Here is a 23,512-nt window from a genome sequence, read left to right on the forward strand (position 1 = left end):
AAAAGAGGCTAAAAAATATGCTTGTTATAGCGGAGTAGTTCCGTTTGACTACTCTTCAGGAACCAGTGTAAACAAAAGATCAAGAGTATCCCCGATGGCTAATAAATCGATTAAAACAATACTACATATGGCAGCAATGTCAGCGATTCAATGTGAAGGGGATTTAAAGCATTATTACCTTCGTAAAGTTGCTGAAGGAAAGAATAAAATGAGTGTGCTAAATGCGGTAAGAAACAAATTAATCCTTAGAATTTTCTCTTGCGTTAACCAAAATAGAATTTATCAAAAAAAGTTTAAATTAAATTTGGTTTAACCATAGAAATCGGGACCTCTCGGCTCAGCCGAGACCTCACTTCGGCAAGCTCAGCACGGAGCAGTCACCGCTAACCTCCAATTATTTGCACTGTTCCTTGACCAACTAGCTCAGTTCCGTCATCACTAATAGCTTCGTAGGTATAAAAGTATACGCCGTCGGGGCATGGGGCTCCGTTCATGTTGGTGCCGTCCCATGCGTCGGTGATGTGGTGTAGTTCGGTTTTGACTTGGCCCCAGCGGTCAATAATTATACAGTGGAATTCGCTGATAGATTTTGTTTTGAACTCGAAGGTGAATTGGTCGTTGATACCATCGTTGTTGGGACTGAAAATATTGACTTGATCGAAGACGATAGGTTCGTAAATGATCAGCGTTTTGCATAACGTATCGGTGCAACCATTTTTATTGAGTGCCACTAAACAGGTTGTGATTTCGTATGATTCACCTCGAATTTTATATGTAGTGTCAAAGGTTTCTTCGAGGGACTCACTGAGGATCCAATCGCCAGAAGGATCATCGAAATTCCAGAAAAAAGTAGTATCTGCTAAAGGGTTGTTGGGATTTGCAAAGTGCTGAGAGGTATTGGTATAGTGGGTTTCCACGTTGGCTGTGCCTTTATAATTGCTCGTGAATTGTGGTGAGGTGATTTCGAAATTGGCTTTTGGATTTAAGGAATCAACCGTTAGAATTTGAGTTAAAGTACAGCCGTTTTCGTCCGTAGCTACCATTTCATATTGACCGGGATTCAGACCGCCCCAAGTAGAATTCGTACTCGTTTCGCCTGTGGATAAATTGGTCCATAAATAATCATAATCTGGAATGCCGCCTGCCATGGCTGCTTTCACTACGCCATTTCCTTTTTGGTAATTGTATAAACGACAATAAGCAGGTTCAAATTCGAATTCTACAAAACGTAGTGAATCTGGTTGATCGATAATAAAACTAAATGAATTTGAACAACCATTGGCATCAATTACATTGACAATATGCTCGCCAGCTCCTAATCCTCCAGCCGAATCTTCAGCGATACCACTTAAACCATCAGGACTCCAATTGAAGTTGATTAGACCTAAATCACCAGTTGCATTAAAGACTTCATCAACTATCGCATAACCTGATTTGTCACCATAACAAAGCGGATAGACTGTTGTTAAATCAATATCCAATTCGGCTGGTTCGTTTAAGGTGATGGTGCCACTACCCGAACATTCGCTATCGTCTGTAACCGTGTAGGTATAGGTGCCAGCACCGAGGCTATTCGCTGCATTACTATTATCAATATTCTTCAATTCACCGTCTGCATTTTTAATTTCGAACAGCAAATCATCCCCTCCACCTTCTACACTAATAATAATCGAACCATCAGACAAACCAAAACAGGTAGGTTCGTTATAAATAATATCCAAAGGGATGCCATTGGTCATGGTGATGGTTTTGGTGGTTGTTGTCGAGCATCCTCCCGTTCCTGTGACTGTTAACGTTATTGTATAAGTGCCAATTGCACCATAAGTATGCTCAGGATTTTCATCCGTTGACATTCCGCCATCACCAAAAGTCCAATTCCAGCTAATAATTTCACTAGGCGGAATTACAGTTGAAAGATCATTTAACATAACAGGATTGATAATACAACCACCCGTACTGCCATCTTCAGATGAGGCACCGCCTGCAATAAATTCTATACTGGCGTTTGGAATATCATAGACAATTACTTCGTAAGACGTGGTATCATTACAAGAAATTTCACTGTGCCCAATTAGGGTAACGGTGTATGTTCCTGATTCATCGTAAACATGACTGGTATTTTCATCTGCGGAAGATTCACCATCCCCAAAATCCCATTCCCAAGTCGGAGCATCATCTTCCGACCAAGTAGAACTGTTCTCAAAATCAATTTCCTCTCCCAAACAAACATTTTCAGCACTAAAATCAGCATCCAATACATCAGGAAAATGAATAGTTTCAACCAATCTTAAACAACGTTCGCCAATGGTGTATTGTGCGGTGTAAATCCCCATTCCATATTCACTTGCGCTTACAGTTTCGCTGGTTTCACCCACTAAAGCAATGCCATCCTTATACCATTGCCATTCGCCGCCTAGCGTGTCAATAATTGCGGTGAGTAGTAGATTGCCGTCACACCAGTCACCAGTTTGGGAAATATCGGTGAAGTGGTCGGTGTCGATGAGGGTTAATTCATCAAAAAAATAATAGCCGTCTGGGTAAGTAATACCATCAATTACTTCAGAACCGCACTGCCCAGCCAAAGCAATGGCGTAAATATCTTCAGTAGGTGTAAATGTTAAGGTTACCTCCTGCCATGAGCCATCCATGACATAATTAATTTCAACATCAGCTAAATCTTGCCATTCTCCGAAACCTATTGGGCAATCAATTCCCGCCCAAGGTAAATTATCGCATTCAGGTGTGCCATATAAATGTAACTCTAAAAATTGTTCACCTTCACTCCAAGCGGTGTAAAAATTTAAAGTATAAACTCCACCTGTAATTATAGGGCTAAACAAACAGGTTCCTACAGTTTCTTTTGTGCCGGGCATAGCGGCAAAACCAACATACCCACTTCCACCTCCAGGTATTGGCAATAATGGAGGAATTCCAGCGACTTCTGCTAAATCACAATAATGAAAAAAATCTGAACTCCCCCAATTGGCTTCTGTCCAATATTCTGAACATCGAAAGTCTGGCTCACAACATAAGGTATCTTCAAAAGAGGGGTTGGGAATTAAACTTGAATAACCATCCAATTCCAAACAATCACAATCCTCATCATTTAAGTCAATTAATAAATCACCATCATCATCAATGCCGTTGTTGCAGATTTCTTGAGAGAAAGCAGTTAGCGAGAAAAAACAGAATATGAGGGTTAATAATTTCATTTATTGCAAGATAGGGATAACAGATAAAAGAAGGTAGACAAAAGACTTTTAATTTTGGCAGGAGGCAAAAGAGAAAAAGGTGAAGGTATAGATCCGTTTTAGAATAAGTAAGATCAGCCTCTAGCATTTATGTGATGAGCGATAAAGCAAATGCAAGTCCTGAAGGGACGCTTTTCAATTGCGAAGGAAACATTCCTTCGATAAGAAGTTTGCAATAAATAAGTTTTAAAACCCAGCAAGGGTGAGGTATTATTTTTGAAAGGGCATGATTGTATTTTAGATCATAATTTAAAGGGGTTTAGAATAGGTCTTTTCGGTTAGGGATAGGAGTGGGTATCCTTTTTATGTCCGCCCGCCTCAGGCGGATGGACAAAAAAGATAAGAACGGATAGCCCGCCCGTATGGGAACCGCCAAAAAATATCTACTAATAACTCAGGATTCCAGTCTCAAAAAAAAATCAAGTCACATCAAACCCACTTATATAAGTCGGTCTATTTTTAATTTTGTCTATCTCAACTGAAGTGACACCGTTAAATTTGGCTAGCACATGAACAGGAGTTTCTTGCTTTGACAGCTTGCCTAACCAACCCCACTGCATTTTATGCTGCGCCAAACGCGGAGATTTTGTATCCTCCCAAAACAACATTGAATTATAATTGGTGAGGTGTAGAATGCCTTCAAAAAAATCAGCCAATATATTTTCATGAACAGCTTGATAAAAGAGTCCTTCTGTTGCTAAAAACCGATAGTCTTTTGGGTTGATGAGTTTATTGATAAGGGGAATATAAGGGCAAATTTTGAGCAATGCTTTTCCAAACTTACCAGGTAAGCTAACAATTTCCCAATGGACTTTATGCACCTGCAATCCTGCAACAATCTCACCATTTACTTTGTAAACATAATATTGATCATTGTCAAAAATATGGGTGTCAGCATAGAAATTATGATCCTTATAATGGTTGGCTAATAAGTCCTTCACCAATTTTTTTTCACTGGAATGGATAATAGAAACTGCCGAACATTTTTTAGGATAAAATCGACTAAAGGGTAAAGTATTAAAAGCGCCAATTTGTATGAAATCAGATTTTAGTTGGTTGTTAAACGAACGCGAATTATGCGGATCGATATAAGCCCAATAAATAGATTTACCATAGGTTGGATTGTCGAGGTTTAAATTGTCTGTCGTAAATAATTGAGCGATTGATTTGGCAAAAACCGAATTCCCACGGCGTTTTTTACCACTGCCTTGTAAACCTTTAGCAAATGCGAAATACCTTAAATAATAATGTTTAATTCCAGGTGAAATAGCACGTTCACAAAAAGTAATATTCGCAATTGCTTGTTCTTGCCGTTGCAAATAAATGAATAAGGGCATGGAGAGATGATAAACCTTTTCTGGCGTGTCCAATAATTTATATTGCAAACCATTGGTACCAATAATAGTATCCGATAAAAGTTTTACAACTTCAGCAGGAGGAGTTTTAGAAAAATGAATCAGCTTGTTAAAAGACTGAGACACGGAATTTATTTATAACTAACCGCTTTAACGGCAGCAATAATTCTTTCAACATTTGGTAAAGCTTCAGCCATTAAAGTTGGGCTAAAAGGGAATGGCGTATCTGATTGCATTACACGTTTTACAGGAGCATCTAAATAATCAAATGCATAGTTTTGTAAGTGATAAGCAATTTCAGAAGCGATTGATGCGATTGGCCAAGATTCTTCAACAACAACACATCTATTGGTTTTTTTAACCGAATTAACAACCGCTGCATAATCAATAGGACGAACAGTTCTAAGATCGATAATTTCACAAGAAATACCATCTTTTTCTAATTCTTCAGCAGCTTTATGCGCTTCTTTAATGATTTTACCGAAACTAACAATTGTTACATCAGTACCTTCACGTTTAATATCAGCAACACCAATTGGAATAATGTATTCTCCTTCTGGAATGTCACCTTTATCGCCGTACATTTTTTCAGATTCTAAAAATACAACAGGATCGTTATCACGAATAGCGGCTTTTAGTAAACCTTTAGCATCGTAAGGAGTAGAAGGCGTTATAACTTTCAAACCTGGTACATGAGCATAAAAAGCTTCAAAACTTTGTGAATGCGTAGCACCTAATTGTCCAGCAGTTCCGTTACCACCTCTAAATACAATAGGACAATTAATTTGTCCACCTGACATTTGTAAAATTTTAGCTGCACTATTAATGATTTGATCAGCCGCTAGAATCGCAAAATTCCATGTCATAAACTCAACGATTGGTCTTAAACCATTCATTGCAGCACCAACAGCAATCCCAGTAAATCCTAGTTCAGCGATGGGTGTATCAATCACACGTTTAGCGCCAAATTCGTCTAACATTCCTTGTGAAACTTTGTACGCACCATTATAATTGGCAACCTCTTCTCCTAAAAGAAATACGTTTTCATCAGTTCTCATTTCTTCAGACATTGCCTCTCTCAGTGCCTCTCTAAATTGTACATTTTTCATACTTATCGATGGTTTACAACACGATTAATTTGCGCCAAATCTACAAAATTAAGAAATGAAACATCAAACTTTTTTGAATTTTTTATCTATTACACTGTGTAAATTTGACACTAAGAATCACTAAACCTTCCTAAAGGCTAGTATTTCGACGCGATAGTTAACATTCTTTTTAGGTAATAAAAATTATGTGTTTAGCAGTAAAAGTAAACTTTTAAGTCGTTGTAAATTCGTTTTCAATTTCCAAATTTCTTGTATTGGTCTAATTGAATTATGATATAATCATGTATCCAAGAACTTTAGCCCGATGTAAAACAAAAACTTAGACTGTTCCATACCAATAAAATGGGCTTTAACGGATGCTTATAAAGGAATCATATAAATTAAACAAAGTTATTCGTAAAAATAATCCTGTACTCCTTTCATATTTCAATGAATAGGACTATATTCGCAGATTCTTAAAAATTAACAAAAATTGAAATGGCTGTAATTGGAAATATTCAGAAAAACTCGGTACTGTTGCTTATTGTGATAGGTCTAGCGATGTTGGCATTTATCTTCACTGATTTCCTTAAGGATCCCGGTGGACAAGTTGAGCAAATAAACTCAGCAACTGTAAATGGAGAAGGAATTAATGAGGTTGAGTTTGAAAGACTTAAAACGGACTTTATTACAAGAGATAGAAATAATGCATTATCGCAAAATCAGGAGTATTCAAAATCATCTGAACGTGCATCTGAAGATAAAGCTTTCAACGAACTGGTTCGTAAAACCTTATTAGATGACGAAACTAACAAATTAGGTATCGTTGTTACAAAGGATGAAATGAACGATATGATTCATGGTAAAAACATTCACCCTTGGGTTCTACAAGTCTCAATTTTTAATGGTGCTTCTGGTTTTTCTAAAGATTCTGTAAGAAATTTCTTGTCGAATTTAGAGAACGAACCAACGAACGAAGCTGACATTCAACAATGGACTGACGCAAGAAAACAATGGAAAGAATTTGAAGATGGTTTAAGAACAGCGAGAGTTGCAGATAAATATGTTGCTTTAGTTCGTAAAGGTGTTTATGTAAATAAAGTAGAGGTTGAAGATAAAAACGAAGCTTTATTTCACAAAAGAAAATTCAAATATGTTGTGCAAAAGTACGCTGCTATTCCAGAGGATGAAGTAAGTATTTCTGATGACGAAGTGAAATCGTATTTTGAAAAGCATAAAGGCGAAAAGAAATATGAACAAGAAGAGGCAAGAAGCTTAGATATGGTTTTTATTCCTGTATCTGCAACGGCTAATGACAGAGCGATAACTAGAGATCTAGTATCTGCTTTAATTCCTAATTTAAAAACAACTGAAAACGTATTACAGTTTATTTATCAGAACAGTGATGAAAAGATAATGAATGATACTTTGCAGTATAACTATAGTGATGACAATAAATTTGTAATTAGCGGCCAAGGTGGCACTTATCCAAAATCAATTGATGAGGAAGTACAAAAAGGTAATATTGGTCAAGTATTTGGACCAATTACAGCACAAGTTAATTCTTCAGGAAAATCTGAAGAACATGTTGCTTTAGCGCGTTTATTGGATGTTAAGAAACAAAAACAAGCTTGGGTAAGACATATTTTGATTTCTTCTCAAAGTCGTTCAGAAGATGCAGCGAAGTCAATGGCTGATAGTATCATGAATATCATTCGTTCAAAAAACAATTTTGTTGAAATGGTTTCAATCTCTGAAGATCCTGCATCTATTCCAAATAATGGTGAATACAAATGGTTTCCTGAAGGACGAATGGTTCCTGAATTTAATGATGCTGCTTTTAATGGTCCAGTTGGAAAATTACAATTAGTAAAAACTGATTACGGATATCATATTGTTGAAGTGATTGAACAAGCAGAAAGAAATGTACCTGTTTTTGGAATTGTAACTAAAAAGATTAAGCCGAGTGATAAAACATTGGCAGATATGGAAATGAGATTATTCGATTTTATTTTTGCTATCAACGATGTTAAGGCTACACAAGACAGTGCTTTTATTAAAATTGCACAAGACAGTGGCTTCCAAATTCAATCGGCTAAAGTAATTTTAGCTAATAACTTTATCCCTGGTGTTACTACTCCAGATAGAGTGATGCGTTTTGCTTTTAATAAAAATGCAAAAATGAATGATGTTTCTGATCCAATTTTAGATGGGGATAAATTTATCGTTGCAAATATTAAATCAATTATTGAAGAGGGTGTACCGACATTTGAAGAAGTTGAATTAATTGTAAAAAGAGATGCTTTAAAAGAAAAGCAAGCTAATTTTTATATTGATAAGATGAGTGGTAAGCAAGGTATAGATGCCGTTGCTACTGTATTGACTGACGGAGCGATTAGAGAGACTGAAGTTACTTTTGACGGACAGTCAGTTGTTAAAGGTCAGGCTAAAGATCCAGCATTGGTTGGAAGTGTTTTCACTGATATTCCAGTTGGAGCAATGACGAATCCAATTAAAGGTAAAGATGGTGTTTATGTTTTCATCTTAGAAGAGGAAGAATTAGCACCAAAGGTTGAGGATTACGAGAAATTAAGAGGGAGTTTATTGACAACGCAAACAAGTGTTGCTGATGGCGCTATTATTGAAGCTTTAAGAGAGAAAGCAGATTTAAAAGATAATAGACAAGCGAAAAAGTATCAACAATAGTTGAAATAAATAAATGTATTAAATCCGTCTTCAACTCGTTTGAAGACGGATTTTTTTTTGTTATTATTCCCGGTTCGATTATTCCAAATACTCATGGTTGATTTCTCACCATTTTATAGACTTCAAAGGAAATTTGTAATGGTCGAACAGTGGTTGTAAACTAGTCTCATAGAATTGGTGTATTTTTGTACCGTAAAAATGACAGGCATGTTAAAAGAAAAAACACCAAACGAATCACTCTCAATCACTACAAAGGTTGTTCTTCCAAATGATACGAATACTTTAGGTAAGTTATTTGGAGGTTCCTTACTGGCTTGGATTGATGAAATTGGCGCTGTTGCTGCACATCGTCATTCTGGAAGAGTTTCAGTTACTGCTTCTATTAATAATGTTTCTTTCACGTTTCCAGTTGATTTAGGATCTATCATGACTTTGGAAGCTAAGGTTTCTAGGGCGTTTAATTCTTCGATGGAGGTTATCATTGATGTTTATATTGAAGATAGTGTTACGCGGGATAAGACAGCCAGCAATCAAGCGATATTGACTTTTGTAGCTATAGATGAAAATGGAAAATCAGTAGAAGTACCAAAATTAATTCCTGAAACAGAGGAGGAGAAAGAACGATATGCCGCGGCTTTACGTCGTAGACAATTGAGTTTAATTTTAGCGGGAAGGTTGAAAGCTGAAGATGCGCCTGAATTAAAAGCTATTTTTAAACTTTAATTACTTTTTATAGCAGACTGTATTTCGTTAAGATCTTGTTTGTTCATGCAATCAAAATGTCCTTTAGGGCATTTATCATATCCGATTTTAGAACAAGGTCTGCATTTTAATTCGACTTGATGAATTGAATACTTCGCGCCATTTTCTGGTAAATAAGGATACATTCCAAGTTCAGGCACTGTATTCCCCCAAATTGACACAATAGGTCTATTAAAAGCTGCAGCAATATGCATTAGACCGGTATCGTGTGTGATTACCTTACTAGATTGTTTTAAAATGGATGCGGATTGATTAAGATTTAACTCACCACATAAGTTAATTACATGCTTAAATCCCTTTGCAATGGCTGCTCCGTTTTCACGATCGGTCGGTCCACCAATCAATACAACAGTTTCTTCTATCGATTCAATAATTGAAATAATTTTGTCATTCGGCATTTTTTTAGTTGCGAATTGACCACCAATTGAAAAGGCAATATATTGATTTGATAAACCATATTGCTTAGGATCTACTTCATCCGTTTTTGGAATGAAATAATCTAATCCTTTATGGTCATTTTGAATGTTGAATTTATGAAGAGCACCGAAATACCTGTCAACAATATGAATGTCTGGTAAAAAATTTAATTTGAGCTTAGCCAAAAGAAACTTTTTCACATTCAATTTATGGAATGATGAAGATGGTTTTTTTAAGGCATACTTGAGTCTAAAAGACCTTAAGTTTTTATGTAAATCAATGATATGGTCATAATTCTCAGTTTTTAAAGCTGGAATGATTTCAGTGATTTCTTTTTGGAAACTATAAACTTTGGAAACATGTGGATTCTCTTCTAAAATTCCCGCAAAACTAGCTTTGGTAACAAAGTGGATTTCAGCATCTGGAATTCGATTTTTTAAGCATCTAATGATAGGACTGGTGAGCACAATGTCGCCAATAGAACTAAAACGTATGATTAAAAATTTTTTCACCAGTTCAAAATTAATTAAATGAATTTAGAATAGAGGTTTGCACTAATTTTTATTCCCTCGCTTTCGAATCAATGGATATCGTTACTGGTCCGTCATTTATTAATTCTACTTGCATATCAGCCCCGAATTCACCCGATCCAATGGGTTGACGCGTATAATTATTCAATGCTGTTAAAAATGAATTATAGAGCGGTATTGCTATTGAAGGTGGTGCAGCTTTTATATAAGATGGTCGATTGCCTTTTTTTGTTTTAGCATGAAGGGTGAATTGACTGATGACTAGGATTTCTCCTTGTATATCTAATAATGATAAATTCATCTGTTTATCCTCATCTGAAAAAATGCGAAGATTGACGATTTTTTTGGCTAGCCATTCTACGTCTTCGGCAGTATCCTCATGCTCAATACCAACTAAAATTAATAAGCCAATATCAATTTTACTTTTTATGCTATTATCAATGCTAACAGATGCTGATTTTACACGTTGAATAATAGTACGCATGACCTATTTGTAAATATCTTTTCTAAATGTTTCTGCCTCATCATCACCCATCATTTTAACGTAGTTAAGATAGCGACTTTCAGCGATTTCACTTTCAAAAAAGGCTTGTTTAATAGCGCAGTTCGGTTCGTTAATATGCTGACAGTTGTTAAACTTACATTGGTCGATTAATGCACGCATTTCTGGAAAGTAATGCGATAGAATTTTTTTATCAAAGTCAATCAAACCAAAAGCTCGAATGCCAGGTGTGTCAATTATATATCCGCCAGTTTTAAGCGGGAACATTTCAGCAAAGGTTGTTGTATGTAATCCTGACGAATGACTTTCAGAAATATTTGCTGTTCGCAAATTAAGATTGTTATCTAAAGAGTTTACTAAGGTTGATTTTCCGACACCACTATGGCCTCCGAACATCACTTTTTTGCCTTTAATTTCCTCTTTTAAAAATTCAACTGATGCTTCACGATTGGCAGAGATTGTAATACATCTATAACCTGCAGTTTCGTATATGTTTTTGGTTTCGTCCAATAATTGTAATTCTGGTGCTCCGTATAAATCTATTTTATTGAATAGAATGGTAATTGGAATGTGATAAGCTTCTGCCGTAACAAGAAATCTATCAATAAATCCAGTTTGTGTCTGCGGCGCAACTAAAGTGACAATTAAGTATACATGATCAATATTCGCAGCTAGAATATGAGAACGTTTACTGAGGTTGATTGATTTTCGAACGATATAATTTCTACGTGGAAGTATTTTTTTAATCACACCTACCGATGCATCTTCTTCTTCAATAGAAAATTCTATTTCATCGCCTACTGCAACAGGGTTGGTGGATTGAATACCGGCCATTCTAAGTTTGCCTCGTATTCTACAATCCCACAATTGTCCATTGGTGTCGATGACTTTATACCAACTCCCCGTCGATTTTATTACTGTTCCTTTTTTCAGAATTCTTTTTTTGTAAAAATATACATTAATTCTTTTTAAACCCTTTGTTTATCTTAAAACATAAATGCTTTGCAGGAACCAATTAAAAACGGTGTCAACATAGCGTGCAGGTTTTAATGCAAATATATTAACTTTGGCTGCTATGCATAAATTATCGATTATTATTCCTGTGTTTAATGAAGAGGCCACTATAGCAAAGGTAATTGATGTTGTGTCAAACTTAAAATTGATCAACAATATACAGAAAGAGATAATCATAATTAATGATGCATCTAACGATAAAAGTAAAAAGGCGATTGAACAGGCGATTAAAGAGGTGGGTTCAGAAAATATACGCTTAATCAATCATGCTAAAAACACAGGTAAAGGTGGTGCTATTCAAACGGGCATTCAATTAGCAACTGGAGATTATACAATCATTCAAGATGCTGATTTGGAATTGGATCCAAATGAAATAAATAGATTATTAGAAAAAGTCGAAAATAAAGAAGCCGATATTGTTTATGGTTCGCGGTTTTTAAACAAGGAAAGTTCGGGCGGAACAGGATTAAGCAATTTGGCAAATAAGGTATTAACTGGAATGTCAAATGTAATTTTTCGAATAAAAATAACAGATATGGAGACCTGTTATAAATTAGTGCCTTCTCCTTTATTTAAATCTTTAAAACTGGTAGAAAAACGATTTGGATTCGAACCAGAAATCACTGCGAGACTTGCAAAGCATAGAGATTTAAGATGGGCAGAAGTAGCAATTACTTATCAGGCGCGAACAGAGGAGCAAGGAAAAAAAATTGGGTGGAAAGATGGTTTCAGAGCCATGTGGTGCATTCTTAAATACGGCTTGTTTACTAGGAAATAGTTGGTTTCTTTTGAGGAAAATTAACTTGATTATAGAGTATACTAAGACAATCGTTATTACATTTACTGCTTAGAACTTAGATAAAGTGAGCAAAAAACAAGAGAAATATGATAAAGCCTATTTGCGTATGGCGCAAGAATGGGCAAAATTATCACATTGTAAACGTAAGCAAGTAGGCGCTTTAATCGTCAAAGATCATACAATAATATCTGATGGGTACAATGGAACGCCTTCGGGATTTACAAATGCCTGTGAGGACGAGAATGGTGAAACGCAATGGTATGTGCTGCATGCCGAAGCAAATGCCATCTTAAAAGTTGCAAAATCAACACAAAATGCAAAGGGAGGAACACTTTATATCTCTTTATCACCTTGTCGTGAGTGCAGCAAATTAATTATTCAAGCTGGTATTGTTCGTGTTGTATATAAAAACGAGTATAAAGACACTTCAGGAATTGAGTTCTTAGAAAAATTCGGAATTGAAGTAGCGCATATTAATGAAATATAAATGGAAGAGCTAAAACAAGATGAGATTGTAGGAAAAGAAAAACAAAGTAATTATGTTTTTTTGATTCCACTTTTAATGGGGTTGACCTTGGCCGCTGGTATTTGGTTGGGGACGATGTTTATTCCTACAGGAGGAAATTCTCAGCAGGTTATTGACGACGGTTCAAATAAGTTCAACACTATTTTGGGCATGATTGAGGCGCGGTATGTTGATACGGTGAATCATGAAGAGTTAATTGAAAGTTCAATTGAAGGGGTGATAAAGAAATTAGACCCACACAGTGCCTACATTCCAGCTAAAGATTTGGTGCGCGTGAATGAACAATTGGAAGGGAAATTTGGAGGCGTTGGCATCCGTTTCTTGATTCATGACGATTCTTTAGTCGCAACGGATGTGCTTGAAGATTCACCTTCAATTAGAGCGGGTATGTTACCAGGGGATAGATTGATTCAAGTGGATGGAGAGAATATAACAGGACCGGAAGTTACCAATCAAAAGGTGATGACAATGCTGAAAGGATTAGAAGGAACTGAAGTTAAAGTTAAGGTTTTCCGTAATGGTGAAACAAAAGATTTATCAATTGTAAGAGGATCGATTCCTGTGAGCAGTATTGATGTTGCTATTATGTTAGACGACGAGGTTGGTTTTATCAAGCTAAACAGTTTCACTAAAATGGCAGGGTATGAATTCCAAGAAGCGGCAAATAAATTATTGCAACAAGGCATGAAAAAATTGATTTTTGATTTGCGAAATAATGGCGGTGGATATATGTCTGAGGCTACTGAAATTGCTGATCATTTCTTAAAATCCGGAAATTTGATTGTTTATACTGCCGGTCGAATGAGTAAACGAGAAGAGTATTATTCGTCTGATAGAGGAATTTTAGAAAATGTAGAAGTGACAATTTTAATTAATTCACTTTCTGCTTCTGCCAGTGAAATTGTTGCAGGTGCTATTCAAGATAATGACAGAGGAATGATAATGGGTCGCAGATCTTTTGGTAAAGGATTGGTGCAAGACCAGCAAAATTTAAAAGATGGCAGTGCTTTAAGATTGACAATCTCTAGATATTATACACCAACCGGTCGTTCAATTCAGAAACCATATGGCGAAGGGGTGAATTATGAGAACGATTATTACGATCGGATTGAGCATGGTGAATTATTGAATGAAGACAGTGTAAAAGTAAATGAGAAACTAAAATATACAACAAAAGGTGGCCGTACAGTTTATGGTGGTGGCGGAATTTATCCAGATATTTTTATTCCGAATGATACAGCAGGTGCGTCATATTATTTAACGGAGCTTTATTATAACGGTGTTTTCAACCATTATGCGATCAATTATTTAGATCAGAATAGAACGAAGTTTAAAGACTTTGAAGATTTTAATCGACGTTATGTTGTAAGCCAATCGATGTTCGATCGTTTTATTAAGTACGCTGAAAAGTACAAGGTAGAGAAAAAGCCGAGCGATATTGAAATTTCAAATTCAGTGATCAGAAATAGAATGAAAGCAGAAATAGCACGTCATTTATGGAGAGAAAGTGGTTATTATGCTGTTTATTTGAAAGACGATCTCGATGTACAAGAAGCACTAAACAGTTTTAGAAAATAGTACTATGAATGATATTCACGAATCGGTTCAAGATTATTACGGTAAAGAACTTAAAAGTTCAGACGACCTAAAAACGAATGCTTGTTGCACATTAACTGCTCCTCCGACGTATATTATGGAGGCGTTAAATAAAGTGCATGACAAAGTTCAGTCTACTTATTATGGATGTGGTTTAACAATTCCTTTGCAAGTTGAAGGACTGCGTATTCTTGATCTTGGTTCGGGTAGTGGACGCGATTGTTATATCGCCAGTCAATTGGTTGGTGCAAATGGTTCAGTGGTTGGTGTAGACATGACCGATGAGCAACTTAAAATAGCCAACGATCACAAAGCTTATCATGCTGATTTATTTGGTTATGACAATGTTGAATTTATAAAAGGTAATATTGAATCCTTAGATGAATTAAATTTTGAAGCCAATAGTTTTGATTTAATTATCTCTAACTGCGTTTTAAATTTGGTGAATGATAAGCAGAAAGTGCTAAAAGATATTCATAATTTACTTAAACCAAGTGGTGAATTCTATTTCTCTGATGTGTATAGTGATTGTCGCATTCCAGTTGATTTACAAAACGATAAAGTATTGTGGGGAGAGTGTTTATCAGGCGCGCTTTATTGGAATGATTTTCTAAATTTTGCTAAGAAATCTGGATTTACTGATCCGCGTGCTGTTGAGAACAAGCCAATTACAATCGACAATAAAGAATTAGAGGAAAAAGTGGGAAATATTTCCTTTTTCTCAGTGACTTATCGTTTGTTTAAAATCGCTGAATTAGAAAGTGATTGTGAGGATTACGGTCAAGCTGTTGTCTATAACGGTACAATTCAAGGTGCGCTTTCAGCGTATGATTTGGATGATCATCATCACTTTCCAAAAGGTAAAATGATGTTGGTTTGTGGAAATACATACCGTATGTTGAATGATACACGATTTAAAGATCATTTTACGTTCTACGGATCTTGGGACACGCATTACGGCATTTTTGAAGGTTGTGGTGGTGCAATGCCATTTAACGTAAATGGAGCAGATACTGAAGCCGCTTCTTGTTGCTAATTTTATTCAATTTTTTTCTTTATTTGATTCTTCTCGCCAGTCTAAATTGAAATTAGATTGATTATATTGTCATGTACCTTTAAGAATTTTAAATGGAGAACATGAATCCTAAAGTAGATGAGTTTTTAGAAAAGACAGAAAGATGGCAAGAAGGCTTAACCAAGCTGCGTGCTATTTTACTCGATTGTCAACTTGATGAAACGTTAAAATGGAGACAACCTGCATATACATACAATAAGTCTAATATTGCCATTATTGGTGGGTTCAAAGACTTTTTTGTACTCAGTTTTTTTAAAGGTGTGCTCCTTGGAGATCCCGAAAAAATACTCGTTCAACAAGGTGAGAATACGCAATCGGCGCGGGTACTTCAATTCAAAAATGCCAGTGAAGTTGATGCGCTTAAAGAGACGATTAAAGCCTATGTTTTTGAAGCGATAGAAGTTGAAAAGGCCGGTTTAAAAGTCGAATTTAAATCAAGTACAGACTTGGTTTATCCGGAAGAATTATTGGAAGTGTTTGAAGCCAATCCAGCTTTTAAAACAGCTTTTTTTGCCTTAACGCCCGGTCGACAAAAAGCTTATAATTTGTTTTTTACAGGTGCTAAACAGGCCAAAACACGAGCGGCAAGAGTAGGAAAGTACCAACAAAGGATAATGGATGGCATAGGCATTAACGACTGTACATGTGGTTTAACCAAACGCAAGCCCAATTGTGATGGGTCTCATAAGCAATTGGAACGATAGTGGTTATAAACTTAAATTAATCAACCTAAAACAAAATAAATGGCGTCAATAAGTACTTATTTAAATTTTAACGGGAATTGTGAAGAAGCCTTCAATTTTTACAAATCAGTATTTGGTGGTGATTTCACTTTTATAGGTCGATTTAGCGAGATTCCAGCTAGTGATGAATATGTTGTTCCGGAAGCTGATAAAGATAAAATAATGCATGTGTCGTTGCCTATTGGTAAGAGTGTTTTAATGGGAAGTGATACTGGTTCATCATGGTCGTCGAAATTTATACAAGGGAATAATTTTTCAATTTCTATTCGTGCAAACTCAAAAAGTGAAGCGGATAAATTATTTGGAGAATTGTCAAAAGGTGGAAAGATTACCATGCCATTAAATGATACTTTTTGGGGTGATTATCACGGGATGTTGATCGATCAATTTGGTATTAGTTGGATGGTGGGGTTTGACCAAACAAATCAAGGTTGAAAAAACGAATTTTAGAGCGGGTTGATTAAAGTTTAGTGGGTGCTGAATAGTTGAGGCTTATTCGCTTTAGGGATAGCAGTGGATATCCTTTTGTCTTTCCCAACGGGTTGGGGAAGGCAAAAGATTAGAGCGAATAGCCCGACGCCAATACAATTTATTGGATAGGCGGAAAGCCCTAAAACAAATAAATAGAAAGCACAAAAAAAGGAATGGTCATAAAACCATTCCTTCCGTAATTATAATTGTTTTAAAGGAGTGCTTAAATTTTTCCTTTAATTGCTTCAGTTACATTAATAATATGATCACCAACTTTTTCACAAGAAGAGAATAAGTTACTGAATACCATACTGCTTTCCATGTTCACTGTTGAGTTGGTCATGTTGGCAATATGTTCCGTTCTCATTTCATCACGTTTCTTATTAATTCTTGTCTCAATAAGATTCGCAGATTCAAGAGAAACACCATCCCAATCTGAATTTAAGTTTTCAATCATTTGAATGAAGGCTTTATCAATTAAGCCAAACATTTCGAATAAACTCTCGCGTTGTTCTGGCATGAACCACACTTTCAGTTCTTCTTTTCTTTCAAGTGTTTTTGACATTTGATAGAAAATATCTCCAATTCGTTCAAGGTCATTCACGATACTGTTCATCGAACGAACCTGTTGAGCTGTTTTTTCAGACATTTCACCTTCAGAAACTTTTGCTAGATAAGTAGCAACTTCAATCTCTACACGGTCAGTAATTTCTTCGTATTTATGAAGCTTATCGTGTAATTTAGATTTCTTTTTCTTGTTCTGCTCGATCAATAACATTTGTGTGAATTTTGACATTCTACTTGTTATCTCACCGAATTTAGCAACTTCTTTCTTCGCTTCTAATATTGAGATATCAGGCGTACTCATGATACCACCACCAATATAATCTAAATGGAATTCCTCATCAGCCGCGCCTTTAGACTTTACGGTCTTTTCTGCCATTCTAACCAACCATGGAACAAAAGGAAGTAGTACGATTACATTCAATAAGTTAAATGCCGTATGGAACATCGCCAATCCTGTATTTGCATAATTCCCATCAGCAAATGGATCACCTTCCATGAAGTAAGCAATACCTTTTAAAATATAAGCGAAGAATATCAATGCCCAGGTAACACCAATAATATTAAATAGAGAGTGAATTCTAGCTGATCGTTTCGCGTGTACATTACCAATTAGGGATGCGATTTCAGCAGTAATAGTCGTTCCAATATTTTCACCTAGAATCATTGCTGCAGCGACTTCAAAAGGAATGACATTACCAGCAACCAAAGTCATTGTCAAGGCCATTGCTGCAGATGAAGACTGGATGACAACTGTAACTAATGCACCTAGTATTACAAACATAACTGGACCGTACCAAGCATCTTTAAAGTCAACGAAAAATTGAACAATAGATGAATCCGTTCCTAATGCTGGAACAGAATCTTTTAAAGAGTCAAGTCCCATAAATAGTAAAGAGAAACCGATAATAACACTTGCCCATGCTTTAGCTTTTCCTTTACTAAAAAATAAAAGAGGTGCACCAAAAGCAATAAACACAAAAGCGTAAGAACTTAAACTAACTTTAAATCCAAATAGTAAAATTAACCAAGCCGTTAGGGTTGTTCCGATATTGGCACCCATCATCACACCTGCAGATTGTCTTAAAGTTAATAAACCCGCATTTACAAAACTAACAGTCATTACGGTGGTCACGGATGATGATTGAACAACAGATGTGATTCCAAATCCAGTAAGTACACCTGAAATTCTATTCGATGTGATTGAACCTAACATGTTTCTCAAACTCGATCCAGCTGCTTTTTGCAGACCTTCACTCATAATTTTCATACCGAAAATGAACATACCTAAAGAACCGATTAGCACTAATAGTTTAAAGATACCCCAAGTTCGTTCAGCTTCAAACTTTGATTCTTTAGACCAAACAATTTGATCATCTAGTTTTAAACCTACTTTGTAAACGTATTTTTCACCACCAACTAATTCCTCTAATTTCCATTTTACTTTATTAATGTCTACAGCGTCTTCAATTATCCAAGGCGATTTACTTGCATCATCAGCATTTTGTTTTTTACCAATACTTGTATTGTATTTGATAATGTAATTAGCATTGGGATAAACTGAAAGTAATTCTGCTAATTTATTTGGCTCAATAGCCCAATAAAGTTCAGCTGCTTCTTCTTTGTCTTTATTAGCGTTAACCTTGAAGATTGATTTACTTAATGTATTGAAATGATGAATTTCGTCATCATAAACGATATCTTTTTTTGACGATCCACCACCAATTTTATATTCAAAAATGAGATTTTCTTCAATATCATTTATCGTAATAGCACCAGTTTTATTCGCAGCGCTTAATTGGTTCCATTTTTTGTCCCCCATTTTTCTATAACGAATGCCAACAAATGATTTAACTGGCTTTATAGTAGACCAATTAATATTAATTGTACCCGTGTCAAATAACGCCAGTGTGAGACTGTCGAAATTGTTTTCAAAAGAAAAAACCAGGTTTTTTAATTCAAATTTTGCATCAAATAATTCGGTTGAATCAGTTCGATTAGAATTCGCCAAAAAACTATTTTGATTGGCTTGAAGTGTTATAGACCACAGTATGGTCATTAAAACGAAAAGTGATTTCTTCATCAATTTTTATTTAAAAAGTAGCGCAAAAGTAGTGCTTTGGCAATGTAATTAATTTTATTCAATGTTAACATTGTGTTAACAAACTATCGGCATCATTTTTCCGATTTAGAAATAAAACTCAAAATTTATTACTGTAGTGCTTTTATAATGAGGTGTTTACAATTTGGTTTAGTCTAAATAATGGGTGTTCCGATGTTAAGAAAACATTAAGTATATTACCAATACATTATTCAAACGTTAATTAAACGTGATATTTGCACAAAATTTTAAATAATCATATGAATTTTAAGCTATTAATAATTGCACTTATAATATCGGCTATGACGGTGTTAAGCTCGAATGTAAATGCACAATATTTCCCAGATTCTTTTGGTAAAGGATTAAAAGTGGTTGGTAAAGATTCAACCTTTGCTATTCGTTTTGGTTTGAGATTTCAAACACTTATGTCAAATGGATGGGATGTAACGAACGATGATTTGAGTAAAATAGGCAATCATGAAAGCAGTTTTTTATTAAGACGTTCAAGATTTAAATTCGATGGTTTTATTTTGAATCCCAAATTGAGTTATAAATTGGAGTTTAGTTTATCTAATAGAGATCAATTGGGTGGTCATAATGCAGAACATGGTTTTACACCTCTTTATATGCGTGATGCTTATGTTAAATGGAATTTTTATAAGAATTTCTCCATTCGAGCTGGCCAAGGTAAACTTCCGGGAAATAGAGAGCGTGTAATTTCTTCAGCAAATTTACAATTGGTTGATCGATCAATTTTGAACAGTAAATTTAACATAGATAGAGATTTAGGATTAGTCGTAGATCACCATTTTAAAATCGGTGAGAACTTCACCTTTAAAGAAATTGTATCGATGAGTAATGGTGAAGGAATTGGTATTACAGGTAATAATATTGGTGGTTATGATTATACATTCAGATTAGAAATGTTACCATTCGGTAATTTTAAATCAAAAGGAGACTATTTAGATTAGCAATAGCCGCAACTTATGACTTAAATGTAAATGCAGCTCGTCAGTCTGGTCAGTTGGGGGCCTTTATTTATAATCTTGATGGCACGCATACAGGAAAGACATTGCAAACAACGTTTGTAGATTTTATTCTTAAATATAAAGGACTAAGTGTAATGGGAGAATATGCCATGCGATCGACAACGGATGGCAATTTTAATATTTATGATGATGTGGATCCAACACAGCTTGTTGGTACCTATTATGTAGGGAATGCATACAATATTATGGCCGGTTGGTTATTTAATAATAATATAGAATTAACAGGAAGATATACACATGTACAACCAGAAGTTGGGGTAGGGTCAAATATAACCGAATCTACTTTGGGACTTTCTAAGTATTTTGTTGGACATAAACTTAAGATTCAGACTGACGTAACGTACCGTCAATTGAATTTTGCAAATGATATTAGTACAAATGGTGGTGCAGATGATTACTTATTCTGGCGTCTTCAATTAGATGTACATTTTTAATTGAAAAGGCGTTTAATGGAACCTTTTTTTGATGCTAATAAATTGTTAACTTAATATTATGTGTTTGGTTTATCTACTAGACCACTACATTTATTAACTAATTTTGACGAAAAAACAATGAGCAATTCAGTACTTGTAATAGATGATGAGCAAGACATCAGAGTGTTAATAAAATATAACCTCGAACAAGAAGGGTTTACCGTGACTGAAGCGGATAACGGAGCTAGTGGGTTGGAATTAGCCAAGAAAAACATTCCAGATTTAATTCTATTGGATGTGATGATGCCAGGAATGGATGGAATTGAAACATGTGAAAAATTAAAAGATATTCCTGAATTAGCCAATACGATGATCTGTTTTTTAACAGCGCGTGGAGAGGATTATTCTCAAATTGCTGGATTTGATGCTGGGGCTGATGATTATATAACAAAGCCAATTAAGCCTAAGGTATTGGTAAGTAGAATCGCTGCAATTTTGAGAAGAAAGTATGATGGCGAAGCACAAAAAAACGATATAAACGATAACGAAAAATCAATTCGTATTGATAGAGAACGTTACTTGATTACTAAGGATGGTGAAGAGTTATTTTTACCTCGTAAAGAATTCGAATTATTGGCATTGCTAATGTCTAAACCAGGAAAAGTTTTCCACCGTGATTCTATCATGAATAGTGTATGGGGAACAGATGTTGTAGTTGGAGACAGAACAATAGACGTTCATATTAGAAAGCTAAGAGAAAAAATAGGCGATTCGCATATTGTAACTGTAAAAGGGGTAGGTTATAAATTCGAGAATTAATTTGATAGATTACCATCATTTGAGGGATTAAATAATTGATATATTTTTAAACTAAAATAGTGTGTGTGCACTATTTTTTTTATTTTTGGGTGATGTCAAAAACACGTGAAAAAATATTGAGAGCGGCACGTTTACTGTTTAATCGGGATGGTGTTGCGAATGTTAGTCAGCGAATGATTGCAAACCATATTGCAATAAGTCCAGGGAACTTGACTTATCATTTCCAAAAAAGACAAGAAATTATTGATGCGCTATTTGAGGAGATGGTTGATAATTTTGAAGCGGTAAAGCCAAAAGGCCAAGCTGTCGAATCTGTATTGCCTGATTTAGAGAAGTGGTTAAAAGCCATGTATAAGGTCCAGTTCGATTTTCGATTTATACCAACTAATTTTGCATTTATTACTTATTCCAATCAGGCTATAAAAAAGGCATACGCTAAATTAGCCAAGGCGCGCGGAGAAGTTTTTAATAGTTTTATTGATGTATTGATCAGTGAAAATTTAATGCGTGATCAAGAATTGACAAATGAGTACGAATTGTTTTTAAAAAGATTCCAATTATTAAGTGATCACTGGGTATTGAATGTGCAAAACATTGAAGAGGAGGTAAGTCTAAAACATACCCGTGAGTATACTCAAAATGTGATGCAATCACTATACCCTTATCTCACGGAAAAGGGTAAGAAAAAGTTTAATCAACTTGCATAGGCTTATTCCAACCTAAATCATTTTTATTACGTTATTCACGTTAGACAAATTAGATATTATTAATTTTTATTTAAATTGCGGAAAACTTAAAAATCTTAAAAAATGAAAAAGCTATTACTAGGACTATTCTTCGTAAGTGCATTCACAGTAAATGCACAACAAAAGAATGCTGTTAAATTCACAATTTCTCCGGGATTAGTACTCTCGAATAATTTAGGATTTAACTACGAACGTAAATTAGGGGATCGTATCTCATTAAATACACGTTTTAACTTCTCAGCAAAAAACAAAGTGCCTTTTAATGGTTTAGCGAAATTATTCGTTGGTGATTTATTAGAAGATGAAGGTGTAAATTCAGACTTTTTAAATACTAAAATATCATCTTACGGTTTCAATTTTCAATTCAAATATTTCCCAGGAGCAGGTGCTTTACATGGTTTTTATTTAACACCATATTTTGGTTTTCAAAATGGTAAAATGGATGACTTTACATTCGATTTCCCAGACAGTAATGATCCTTCAATTGAACACGAAGGTCGAGTTGGAGCAAAATTCAACTACTTTGGAGCAGGAATTGGCTTAGGTAATCAATTTGTTTTTGGGAACGGTTTCACAATGGATATCCTATGGGTCGGTTTAGGCTGGGGGATGAATAAATTAACGATTAACGGAACAGATCCTTCTGGAGATGTAAATTATGAAGAAATTCATAACGACGTTCAACAGTTTAGACAAGATAATGCAGTTGCTATAGAGGATTTATACGCAAAAGTAAATTCTTCTTACACAAGTAATTCAATTGATATAATTGTTAAACACCCATTTCCTTATGTGAAACTTTTAAACTTTTCACTAGGATTTGCATTCTAATATTTACGCTTACTTACATTAAAGGGGGAATTTATTCCCCCTTTTTTTGTGCCCAATTTTAGCTGGAACTATTTTCTTGGAATGAAGTATGTATAGCTTATTTTAAATTTTGTAGAATTAATATTAATTTAATATTGATAATAGTTTAGCATAA

General features: G+C 35.1%; 21 protein-coding genes. 14 read left to right on the top strand and 7 right to left on the bottom strand.

Going from position 1 to position 23,512, the window contains the following annotated elements:
• Positions 1-313: transposase (locus T367_RS0104960; protein WP_027418853.1), on the top strand; the 313-nt coding region annotated here is incomplete at its 5' end.
• A gap of 70 nt (positions 314-383) precedes the next feature.
• On the opposite strand, the gene T367_RS0104965 is transcribed toward T367_RS0104960, so the two are convergent.
• The 3 genes from T367_RS0104965 to T367_RS0104975 all read right to left on the bottom strand — a co-directional run bounded on the left by T367_RS0104965 (position 384) and on the right by T367_RS0104975 (position 5,715).
• On the bottom strand, positions 384-3,212 hold the full coding sequence (locus T367_RS0104965) for a T9SS C-terminal target domain-containing protein (RefSeq protein WP_027418854.1): 2,829 nt from the start codon (positions 3,210-3,212) through the stop codon (positions 384-386).
• Between the two features lie 458 nt (positions 3,213-3,670).
• Positions 3,671-4,732 carry a hypothetical protein gene (locus T367_RS0104970; RefSeq protein ID WP_027418855.1) on the bottom strand — a complete coding sequence of 354 codons (1,062 nt, stop codon included), beginning with the start codon at positions 4,730-4,732 and terminating at the stop codon, positions 3,671-3,673.
• A gap of 5 nt (positions 4,733-4,737) precedes the next feature.
• Positions 4,738-5,715, bottom strand: a complete 978-nt coding sequence (locus tag T367_RS0104975) for a pyruvate dehydrogenase complex E1 component subunit beta (RefSeq protein ID WP_027418856.1) — start codon at positions 5,713-5,715, stop codon at positions 4,738-4,740.
• Between the two features lie 477 nt (positions 5,716-6,192).
• On the opposite strand from T367_RS0104975, the gene T367_RS0104980 reads away from it, so the two are divergent.
• Positions 6,193-8,400, top strand: a complete 2,208-nt coding sequence (locus tag T367_RS0104980; RefSeq protein ID WP_027418857.1) for a peptidylprolyl isomerase — start codon at positions 6,193-6,195, stop codon at positions 8,398-8,400.
• A 207-nt stretch (positions 8,401-8,607) separates the two neighbouring features.
• Complete coding sequence (locus T367_RS0104985; protein ID WP_027418858.1) at positions 8,608-9,123, top strand: acyl-CoA thioesterase; 516 nt, start codon at positions 8,608-8,610, stop codon at positions 9,121-9,123.
• On the opposite strand, the gene T367_RS0104990 is transcribed toward T367_RS0104985, so the two are convergent.
• Genes T367_RS0104990 through rsgA form a run of 3 tightly spaced genes read right to left on the bottom strand, consistent with a single transcriptional unit; the run spans position 9,120 to position 11,574 of the window.
• Positions 9,120-10,091 carry a glycosyltransferase family 9 protein gene (locus tag T367_RS0104990; protein ID WP_027418859.1) on the bottom strand — a complete coding sequence of 324 codons (972 nt, stop codon included), beginning with the start codon at positions 10,089-10,091 and terminating at the stop codon, positions 9,120-9,122. The genes T367_RS0104985 and T367_RS0104990 overlap by 4 nt on opposite strands.
• A 49-nt stretch (positions 10,092-10,140) precedes the next feature.
• Positions 10,141-10,593, bottom strand: a complete 453-nt coding sequence (gene dtd, locus T367_RS0104995) for a D-aminoacyl-tRNA deacylase (protein WP_027418860.1) — start codon at positions 10,591-10,593, stop codon at positions 10,141-10,143.
• Positions 10,594-10,596: 3 nt separating this feature from the next.
• Complete coding sequence (gene rsgA, locus T367_RS0105000) at positions 10,597-11,574, bottom strand: ribosome small subunit-dependent GTPase A (RefSeq protein WP_316930849.1); 978 nt, start codon at positions 11,572-11,574, stop codon at positions 10,597-10,599.
• A gap of 112 nt (positions 11,575-11,686) precedes the next feature.
• On the opposite strand from rsgA, the gene T367_RS0105005 reads away from it, so the two are divergent.
• The 6 genes from T367_RS0105005 to T367_RS0105030 all read left to right on the top strand — a co-directional run bounded on the left by T367_RS0105005 (position 11,687) and on the right by T367_RS0105030 (position 16,799).
• Positions 11,687-12,403, top strand: coding sequence for a glycosyltransferase family 2 protein (locus tag T367_RS0105005; RefSeq protein WP_035842622.1), 717 nt, complete (start codon positions 11,687-11,689; stop codon positions 12,401-12,403).
• A gap of 85 nt (positions 12,404-12,488) precedes the next feature.
• Entirely contained in the window at positions 12,489-12,911 is a 423-nt protein-coding gene (locus tag T367_RS0105010) for a deoxycytidylate deaminase (RefSeq protein WP_027418863.1), read from the top strand.
• Positions 12,912-14,528, top strand: coding sequence for a S41 family peptidase (locus T367_RS0105015; protein ID WP_051568358.1), 1,617 nt, complete (start codon positions 12,912-12,914; stop codon positions 14,526-14,528).
• A gap of 4 nt (positions 14,529-14,532) precedes the next feature.
• Positions 14,533-15,582, top strand: coding sequence for a methyltransferase domain-containing protein (locus T367_RS0105020; protein WP_211252683.1), 1,050 nt, complete (start codon positions 14,533-14,535; stop codon positions 15,580-15,582).
• A gap of 101 nt (positions 15,583-15,683) precedes the next feature.
• Positions 15,684-16,325, top strand: a complete 642-nt coding sequence (locus tag T367_RS21445; protein ID WP_084274323.1) for a DUF1801 domain-containing protein — start codon at positions 15,684-15,686, stop codon at positions 16,323-16,325.
• A gap of 39 nt (positions 16,326-16,364) precedes the next feature.
• Positions 16,365-16,799: a VOC family protein gene (locus tag T367_RS0105030; RefSeq protein WP_027418866.1), complete on the top strand. Its 435-nt coding sequence runs from the start codon at positions 16,365-16,367 to the stop codon at positions 16,797-16,799.
• A 259-nt stretch (positions 16,800-17,058) separates the two neighbouring features.
• On the opposite strand, the gene T367_RS0105035 is transcribed toward T367_RS0105030, so the two are convergent.
• Positions 17,059-19,482: a Na/Pi cotransporter family protein gene (locus T367_RS0105035; RefSeq protein ID WP_245593023.1), complete on the bottom strand. Its 2,424-nt coding sequence runs from the start codon at positions 19,480-19,482 to the stop codon at positions 17,059-17,061.
• 320 nt (positions 19,483-19,802) lie between these two features.
• Between T367_RS0105035 and T367_RS24635 the strand changes: the two genes are divergently transcribed.
• From T367_RS24635 to T367_RS0105055, 5 genes are all read left to right on the top strand, one after another.
• The gene (locus T367_RS24635; protein WP_211252684.1) at positions 19,803-20,471 is read left to right on the top strand and encodes a porin; all 669 of its coding nucleotides are present in this window, start codon (positions 19,803-19,805) and stop codon (positions 20,469-20,471) included.
• Between the two features lie 53 nt (positions 20,472-20,524).
• Positions 20,525-20,983, top strand: coding sequence for a hypothetical protein (locus T367_RS24640; protein ID WP_051568360.1), 459 nt, complete (start codon positions 20,525-20,527; stop codon positions 20,981-20,983).
• A gap of 117 nt (positions 20,984-21,100) precedes the next feature.
• The gene (locus T367_RS0105045; protein ID WP_027418868.1) at positions 21,101-21,781 is read left to right on the top strand and encodes a response regulator transcription factor; all 681 of its coding nucleotides are present in this window, start codon (positions 21,101-21,103) and stop codon (positions 21,779-21,781) included.
• 65 nt (positions 21,782-21,846) lie between these two features.
• The gene (locus T367_RS23690; protein WP_157454129.1) at positions 21,847-22,488 is read left to right on the top strand and encodes a TetR/AcrR family transcriptional regulator; all 642 of its coding nucleotides are present in this window, start codon (positions 21,847-21,849) and stop codon (positions 22,486-22,488) included.
• Positions 22,489-22,590: 102 nt separating this feature from the next.
• Complete coding sequence (locus T367_RS0105055; RefSeq protein ID WP_027418869.1) at positions 22,591-23,358, top strand: hypothetical protein; 768 nt, start codon at positions 22,591-22,593, stop codon at positions 23,356-23,358.
• Positions 23,359-23,512: the final 154 nt, after the last annotated feature.

Origin of the sequence: Crocinitomix catalasitica ATCC 23190 (assembly GCF_000621625.1) — a bacterium.
GTDB classification, from domain to species: Bacteria; Bacteroidota; Bacteroidia; order Flavobacteriales_D; family Crocinitomicaceae; genus Crocinitomix; species Crocinitomix catalasitica.